The organism is Pseudomonas sp. AGC41, from assembly GCF_057334555.1.
This window is the reverse complement of the sequence record NZ_JBHFJB010000116.1, coordinates 47376-55506: the sequence shown is the minus strand read 5'-3', so window position 1 is coordinate 55506 and position 8131 is coordinate 47376. Positions and strand designations below refer to the sequence as shown.

Annotated in this window: 8 protein-coding genes; 4 read left to right on the top strand and 4 right to left on the bottom strand. The window is 59.2% G+C overall.

What is annotated here, in order from left to right; translation table 11 throughout:
• Positions 1-159 (bottom strand): SlyX family protein (locus ACE04F_RS19805; protein ID WP_486109425.1); only part of this gene is annotated, 159 nt, incomplete at its 3' end.
• A gap of 3 nt (positions 160-162) precedes the next feature.
• Complete coding sequence (locus tag ACE04F_RS19800; protein ID WP_486109319.1) at positions 163-588, bottom strand: HIT family protein; 426 nt, start codon at positions 586-588, stop codon at positions 163-165.
• A gap of 820 nt (positions 589-1408) precedes the next feature.
• Between ACE04F_RS19800 and ACE04F_RS19795 the strand changes: the two genes are divergently transcribed.
• Positions 1409-2752: an OprD family porin gene (locus tag ACE04F_RS19795; protein WP_486109317.1), complete on the top strand. Its 1344-nt coding sequence runs from the start codon at positions 1409-1411 to the stop codon at positions 2750-2752.
• 93 nt (positions 2753-2845) lie between these two features.
• On the opposite strand, the gene ACE04F_RS19790 is transcribed toward ACE04F_RS19795, so the two are convergent.
• Positions 2846-3688, bottom strand: coding sequence for a mechanosensitive ion channel family protein (locus ACE04F_RS19790; RefSeq protein WP_305496415.1), 843 nt, complete (start codon positions 3686-3688; stop codon positions 2846-2848).
• 142 nt (positions 3689-3830) lie between these two features.
• Positions 3831-4316 carry a YajQ family cyclic di-GMP-binding protein gene (locus ACE04F_RS19785; RefSeq protein ID WP_003205057.1) on the bottom strand — a complete coding sequence of 162 codons (486 nt, stop codon included), beginning with the start codon at positions 4314-4316 and terminating at the stop codon, positions 3831-3833.
• A 143-nt stretch (positions 4317-4459) separates the two neighbouring features.
• On the opposite strand from ACE04F_RS19785, the gene ACE04F_RS19780 reads away from it, so the two are divergent.
• The 3 genes from ACE04F_RS19780 to ACE04F_RS19770 are packed head-to-tail and all read left to right on the top strand — an operon-like array spanning position 4460 to position 8044.
• Positions 4460-5377 carry a putative 2-dehydropantoate 2-reductase gene (locus ACE04F_RS19780; RefSeq protein WP_486109314.1) on the top strand — a complete coding sequence of 306 codons (918 nt, stop codon included), beginning with the start codon at positions 4460-4462 and terminating at the stop codon, positions 5375-5377.
• A gap of 46 nt (positions 5378-5423) precedes the next feature.
• A complete protein-coding gene (locus ACE04F_RS19775; RefSeq protein WP_486109312.1) occupies positions 5424-7460 on the top strand; it encodes a sensor histidine kinase in 2037 nt (678 codons plus the stop codon).
• A gap of 2 nt (positions 7461-7462) precedes the next feature.
• Positions 7463-8044, top strand: coding sequence for a cob(I)yrinic acid a,c-diamide adenosyltransferase (locus tag ACE04F_RS19770; protein ID WP_486109310.1), 582 nt, complete (start codon positions 7463-7465; stop codon positions 8042-8044).
• The last annotated feature ends 87 nt before the right edge of the window (positions 8045-8131 follow it).

Here is an 8131-nt window from a genome sequence, read left to right as displayed (position 1 = left end):
GGCCATTTCCTCCTGGCGCTTGAGCAACGCCGCCATCTGCAGCTGCAGACGCTCGACGACTCGCTGCTGCTCCACCAGCACGTCGTTTAATGCCTGGATGGTGTCGTCCTGAAACGCCAGGCGGCTTTCAAGGTCGGTTACACGTTCTTCAAGATTCATGGTTCAGCCCTCCAGGAACTTGAAATCATCGGTCAGGACCGCTCGCAAGCGTTCACGAATGCGGCTCACTTGCTCGGCATCATAAGGCTGTGCCGGATGTTTGCCCCACACCGGCGCAGGCCATGCGGCATCCTCTCGTTTGCGCACGATCACATGCATGTGCAATTGACTGACAACGTTACCCAAGGTTGCAACATTCAATTTGTCGGCATCGAACGAGTCCTTGAGGGTTTCAGCCAGTGCCGTGGTTTCTTTCCACAACTGTTGTTGATCGGCGTCATCCAATTGAAACAATTCACTGATATTTTCCCGGCGCGGCACGAGGATGAACCATGGGTAATTGGAATCATTGGACAACAGCAAACGGCACAGCGGGAAATCGCCGATAGGCAATGTGTCTTGTTGCAGTCGTGGATCTAGGGCAAACACCGCGTGTACTCCTCGCTAATTAATCGATTGCGATCGAGCTGGCAGCCCGCAGGCCCGCCCGAGCACAGGAGGCCAGCATACCCGTGAACGCCGGAACGTTCACTGCGCACCGTCTTTGCGCACCAATACCGCGCACCGGTACTTTAACGGCGCACCACGAGCTGAGCAGACGCAAGCCCTGTGCGGTTTTCGTACAGCCGAAAGATTTTTTGCACCAAAACAGCACAATGCGTCTACGCTCTGTGCACGAAGCATCCGCGTTTTACCCACCGAAGGGGTGAACCGGTAACGTTTTTGGTTGTCGGGCGCGGTTTACCCGCTTGAAACATGGCAGCTGTCCAGCAGTCAACCCCATTTAAAACAAGGCCTTTGGAGCCCGGTTTCATGAGGTTTCACCGCATCCGCAGCTAAAATGTGAAAAAAATGTAAAAGAAAACCGGATTTGTGCATGCTTGTTGCATTCATCCCAACATCGTCTACAGGGTAGCGTCGGAAGCGAAACCTGCAGGCTTGAAGATTAAAGTGGCAAGGCTGCCCTCAGGAGCATCAAGCGTAGCAACCAGGGACTCTTTACACCGATGGCGAACCCAATAGAACAACGCTGAAGTTGTCGATTAGGACGCCTCGGTTCAGCTGAAAATGCGACATGGATCGAGCCATTGGCGACATGGTCGTAAAGAAGCTGAAAGGTTGAAATGGGCAAGTGTCGCCAAAGAATGTCGGCGTGATATAAGTTTGCGCCGACACAAAAAGAAAGAGCCGCCCAGATAAAAAAACAGGTGGGACGGCAGTACTCTTAAAACCAAAGGAGCAAATCACGATGCGCGTGATGAAGTGGAGCATGATCGCACTGGCCGTTGCTGCAGCAGCCAGTACTCAAATGGCTACGGCCGCACCTTTCGTAAGTGACCAGTCTGAAGCCAAAGGCTTTGTTGAAGACGCCAAGTTCGATTTGCTGCTGCGTAACTATTACTTCAACCGTGACCGCAAAGACCGTAACACCGACCAGAAAGACTGGACTCAGGGTATCTGGGGCAACTTCAGCTCCGGCTACACCCAAGGTACCGTAGGCGTCGGCGTTGATGCATTCGGTTACCTGGCCGTCAAACTGGACGGCGGTGACGGCACTCGCGGCACCGGCAACATGAGCGTCGATGGCGACGGCGAGGTCAACGACAGCCAAGGCAAAGCCGGCGCAGCGGTCAAATTCCGCGTCTCCAAGACCGAACTGAAAATCGGCGACCAACAGCCAAGCACTGCTCCAGTGTTCGCTGTAGGTGGTTCCCGCGTCCTGCCTCAAACTGCCAGCGGTTTCCAACTGCAGAGCAGCGAGATCAAAGACCTTGACCTCGAAGCCGGTCACTTCTACTCGGCCACCAGCCAAGACCGCAACGCCCGTAACGGCGGCCTGTACGCAACCTACGCCAATAGAGAGGCCAACTCCATCGATTACGCCGGCGGTAAGTACTCCTTTACCGAAAACCTGAGCGCATCGTTGTATGGCGCCAAGCTGGAAGACATCTGGAACCAGTACTACGCCAACCTGAACTACACCATCCCAATGGGCGGTGACCAGTCGGTGAACCTGGACGGTAACATCTACCGCACCACTGATGCCGGTAGCGCTGAAGCTGGCGATATCAGCAACACCACGTTCTCCCTGGCTGCAGCCTTCTCGTTCCTGAAAGCACACACCATCACCGTGGCCTTCCAGAAGGTCAACGGCGACACCCCGTTCGACTACATCGGCGTGGGCACGAACAACCGTGGCGGCGACTCGATCTTCCTCGCCAACTCCATTCAGTACTCCGACTTCAACGCACCTAACGAGAAATCTGCCCAGATCCGTTATGACTTGAAAATGGCTGAATACGGTGTTCCTGGTCTGAGCTTCATGACCCGTTACGTTAAGGGCTGGGACATCGACGGTACCGGTTTGGCTGCTAACAGCGTATACCGTGACGACCTCGGCAACCCGCTGTACGGCGCAGACGGCAAGCACAACGAAACCAACTTCGAAGCCAAGTACGTTGTTCAGTCTGGCCCGGCCAAAGATCTTTCCTTCCGTATTCGTCAAGCCTGGCACTACGCTAACGCTGACGAAGGTGAAGGCGACGTCAAAGAGTTCCGCCTGATCGTCGACTACCCGATTTCGGTTCTGTAATTGCTGAAAGTCAGTTTGCGGTAATCAAAAAAAGACCCATCTTCGGATGGGTCTTTTTTATTGCGCTGAAGCTTGAACAGAAAATCAAATCGATCAGGCTGATGCAGACTCCTGAACCACTCGAATCACCCGCTGTGGAAACGGAATATCGATGCCGGCATCCTTCAAGCGGTCGCGGGCCTGTTCATTGAGCATGAACATCACGTTCCAGTAGTCCGCCGTTTTCACCCAGATGCGCAGGGAAACAGTGATCGAGCTGTCGCCCAGGGTGGAGATCACCGCTTCAGGTGCAGGATCGGTCAATACACGTTCATCCTTGGCCAATTCCAATAACACTTCCCGAGCCTTTTGCAGGTCGGCCTGGTAATCCACACCCACGTCGAATACCACTTTGCGGGTCGGCTGGCGATTGGTGTTGGTGATGATGCCGTTCGACAGGTTGCCGTTGGGCACGATGACCGTCTTGTTGTCACCGGTACGCAGGACCGTGTGGAAGATCTGGATGCTGTCGACCGTTCCGGCTACGCCTTGGGCCTCGATCCAGTCACCGATGCGAAACGGACGAAACAGCAGGATCAACACGCCGCCGGCGAAGTTCGCCAGGCTGCCTTGCAAGGCCAGGCCAATCGCCAGGCCTGCCGCACCGATGGCCGCAACGAAGGATGTGGTTTCCACACCAATCATCGAGGCGACGCTGACGATCAGCAGGATCTTCAGAATGATGTTTGCCAGAGTACTGATAAACCCTTGCAGCGCGAGGTCGGCGTTACGCAGGGCCAGCAGCGCCCCGAGCTTCTGGGTGACCTTGTTGATCAGCCACCAGCCGATGGCCAGGGTGACGATTGCCAGCAACACGCGGCTGCCGTACTCCATGATCATCGGTATCCAGGCCTGGGAGGCCTTGACCAGGTGGTCTACTTCAGCGTTCAAGTCCATCTAATTCTCCTTTGTTCCTGTTGTATGCGGCATTTGTGGCGAGGGAGCTTGCCCCCGCTTGGGGGCGCAGCACCCACCAAAGGGGCCGCTACGCAGCCCAGCGGGAGCAAGCTCTCTCGCCACAGTTTTTTTACACTGGGTATCAGTCGCGGAAGTTGTTGAACTGCAGCGGCATGCCGAATTCCTTGCCCCGCAGCGCGGCGATGGCTTCTTGCAGGTCGTCACGCTTCTTGCCGGTGACGCGCACCTGCTCGCCCTGGATGGCGGCCTGGACCTTGAGCTTGGCGTCCTTGATGTGAGCGACGATTTTCTTGGCCAGCTCCTTGTCGATGCCTTCCTTGAGCACGGCTTCCTGCTTCATCAACTTACCGGAAGCGTAGGCGTCCTTGACTTCAAGGCATTGCACGTCGATCTTGCGCTTGACCAGCGCCAGCTTGAGGATCTCGATCATCGCCTCAAGCTGGAAATCGGCCTCGGCGGTCAGGTTGACGGTCAGGTCTTTTTCCTTGAACTCGAAACTGCCCTTGCCCTTGAGGTCATACCGACGGTCGAGTTCCTTGACGGCGTTTTCAACGGCGTTGGTGACTTCGTGCTTGTCCAGTTCGGATACCACGTCGAATGACGGCATGTAGTGTTCTCCAAATAAAAAGGCGCGCTCATGACAAAGGCGCGCACTTGGCTTGTGGTTGAAATCGGGCTCATTATAACGGGTCTTTTCCCGTCGTTACCGCGAGCGCCTCAGATGCCTGCGCCAAACCGAGTAAAAAACTGATGTCCACCACCTGGCACGTCCTGGGCGCCGGTAGCCTCGGCACCTTGTGGGCGACGCGCCTGGCCCGGGCCGGCCTGCCGGTGCGGCTGGTGTTGCGCAATGAACAGCGGCTGCAGGCTTACCGGGAGGCCGGAGGGCTGACGCTGGTGGAACAAGGTCAGACGCAGTGTTACCCGGTGCCAGGCGAAACCGCGCAGGGCCTCGAACCGATAAAACGCTTGCTGCTGGCCTGCAAGGCTTACGACGCGGAAGCGGCCGTGGCCTCGGTCGCCCATCGCCTGGATGCCGAGAGCGAACTGATCCTGTTGCAGAACGGCCTCGGCAGCCAGGACGCCGTGGCGAACCGCGTCCCCCAGGCCCGCTGTATCAGCGCATCCAGCACCGAAGGCGCGTTTCGCGACGGTGACTGGCGCGTGGTGTTCGCCGGTCACGGCTACACCTGGCTGGGCGACCCCGCCCAGCCGGTGGCGCCGGTCTGGCTGGATGACCTGGGCATGGCCGGCATTCCCCACGAGTGGAGCGCCGACATCCTCACCCGCCTGTGGCGCAAACTGGCGCTCAACTGTGCAATCAACCCGCTCACCGTACTGCATCAATGCAAGAACGGCGGTTTGCAGCAACACCGCTGCGAAGTGGCGACCTTGTGCGCGGAACTCGCCGATCTGCTTGAACGCTGCGGCCAGCCGGCGGCGGCCGAGGATTTACAGTCGGAAGTGGAACGGGTGATCCAGGCCACAGCCGCCAATTATTCCTCCATGTACCAGGACGTTGCCAACCGACGGCGTACCGAAATCAGCTATCTACTCGGCCATGCCTGCGCCGTCGCGCGGCGCCATGACGTGGCGGTGCCCCATCTCGAACAGATGCGCCAGCGCCTGATTGCCCACTTGGACAACCTCGGATTGCCCAGCGACTGAGCAGCGGCTACGCTGGCCCTCGTGTTCCCTTTCAGCGACGAGTCAGATGCCATTGCGCCAGCGCCTCGAAAATCTCCCGGTCGGCCAGAAACTGCTGGCGGCCCTGTTGGTATTGTTGACCACGGTTCTGCTGGTGGCCAACCTGACCTTCATCAGCGCGGCCTATTACATTTCCCAGGAAAGCATGGCGCCCCAGGCCTTGCAGACCATCGGTCGACTGGTCGCCAACCCGAGCCTGATCTCCGACGCGTTGCAATCGCCGCAAAGCGCCAAGCGCCTGCTCGATGAGCTCAACAGCTATGCGCCGCTGCGGGCAGCGGCACTGTATGACGGCGACGGCGAACGCCTGGCCCAGTTGCAGCAGGGCGAGAAGCTCAAGTTGCCGGACCATTTCCGTCATATGCAGGCCTGGCAGGCCGGGGAATTTCGCAGCAACCAGGTCATTACCCTGCCCCGTCCCGGCACAACGCCCGGCCATCTCCTGCTGGTGGCCAGCAGCGAACTGCCCACCGCGTTCTACACCGGCACCTTGACCGCCAGCCTGGGCATCCTGATATTCAGCGTGCTGTTGTGGCTGGTCATTGCCCAACAGATCAAGCGGCTGATCACCCAGCCGATTCATCAGCTCGAAGAGTTGTCGCGCCAGGTCACCCGCGAGGAAAACTATTCCCTGCGCGCCGCACGTGGCAACCATGACGAAATCGGCAGCCTGGCCGAGGCCTTCAACACCATGCTGTCGCGGATCGAAGCCCGGGAGCAGCAGCTCAAGCGCGCCCGCGACGACTCCCAGGCCGCCTACGACCAGGCCCAGGGCCTGGCGGAAGAAACCCGTCACACCAACCGAAAGCTGGAGCTGGAAGTCCAGGTCCGGAGCAAGATCGAGAAAAAACTCACCGGTTTCCAGAACTACCTCAACAGCATCATCGACTCCATGCCGTCGGCGCTGATCGCTCTGGACGAACAGCTCTATGTCACCCAATGGAACCAAGAGGCCAGCGCGCTTTCCGGCACCCGGCTGGACGAGGCGCTGAACCAGCCGATCTTCCTCGCCTTCGAGCCGCTCAAGCCGTACCTGCCGCAGCTCAAGCAGACGGTCGAACAACACACGGTCGCCAAGATCGAGCGCGTCACCTGGACCAAGGACGATGAAGCCCGGCACTACGCCCTGACCTTCTATCCGCTGATGGGCGGCGCCGGGCGCGGCGTGGTGATCCGCATCGATGACATCACCCAGCGCCTGTCGCTGGAGGAAATGATGGTGCAATCGGAAAAAATGCTCTCGGTGGGCGGCCTCGCGGCCGGCATGGCCCACGAGATCAACAATCCGCTGGGGGCGATCCTGCACAACGTGCAGAATATTCGCCGACGCCTGTCCGCGGAATTGCCGAAGAACCTTGAGCAGGCTGAGCAGCTGGGGATCGATTTACCGGTGGTCAACCGCTACCTGGAAAGCCGAGAGATCCCGCAATTGCTCGATGGCATCCAGCAGGCCGGCGCCCGGGCGGCGAAAATCGTCACCCACATGCTCAGCTTCAGCCGCCGCAGCACAAGGCAGATGGCGCCTTGCGACCTGCCCGCACTGATCGACCAGGCCGTGGAAATTGCCGGTAACGACTTTGACCTGGCGATCGGTTTCGATTTCAAGGGGCAGGCGATCACCCGCCAGTTCGACCCGAACCTCGGCCCGGTGCCCGGCACCGCCAACGAACTGGAGCAGGTATTGCTCAACCTGTTGAAAAATGCCGCCCAGGCCATCCATCAACGCCAGGACGACAGCGAACCCGGCCGTATCATCCTGCGCACCCGACTGAATCCGCCATGGGCGGAAATCCAGGTCGAGGACAACGGCATCGGCATGAGCGAGAACGTGCGCAAGCGTACCTTCGAACCGTTCTTTACCACCAAGGAGATCGGCCAGGGCACCGGGCTCGGATTGTCGGTGTCGTATTTCATCATTACCAACAACCACAAGGGCCAGATGGAAGTGCAATCAGCGCCGGGCCAAGGCACTTGCTTCACCCTGCGCCTGCCGCTGGCGGGCACTTCGATGGTGGCGCAAGAACATAAGCCAGTGGAGCGCTGAACATGGGTTTTCGTCTGTCAAAGATTTACACCCGCACCGGGGACAAGGGTGAAACCGGACTGGGGGATGGTCGCCGGGTGGCAAAGGATCATCCGCGGATCGAGGCCATCGGCGAAGTGGATACGCTGAACAGCCAACTGGGCTTGTTGCTGGCCGGGCTTGCCGCCGAAACGGAACGGTACCCGGCGTTGAAGGAAGTAACCGAGGTGCTGACGCCTTGTCAGCATCGGCTGTTCGACCTCGGCGGCGAGCTGGCGATGCCGGCTTACCAGGCCCTGAACGATGCAGAAGTGGCGCGCCTGGAAGCGGCCATCGATGTGTGGAATGAAGAGTTGGGGCCGCTCGAGAATTTCATCCTGCCCGGCGGCTCGACCCTGATCGCCCAGGCCCACGTGTGTCGCAGCCTGGCCCGCAGCGCCGAGCGCCGTTGCCAGCAACTGAACGCGGTGGAACCACTGGCCGGGCCGGGGCTGGCGTATATCAATCGGTTGTCGGACCTGCTGTTCGTGGCGGCGCGGGTCATCGCCCGGCGCCAGGGTGTGGCGGAAGTGCTTTGGGAGGCGGCGGCAAAGCCTGAAAATTAAGCATCGGCGCCTGTCAGGGCCTCTTCGCGAGCAGGCTCGCTCCCACAGAGGTTTTGTGAACGCCGAAATCCAGTGTGGGAGCGAGCC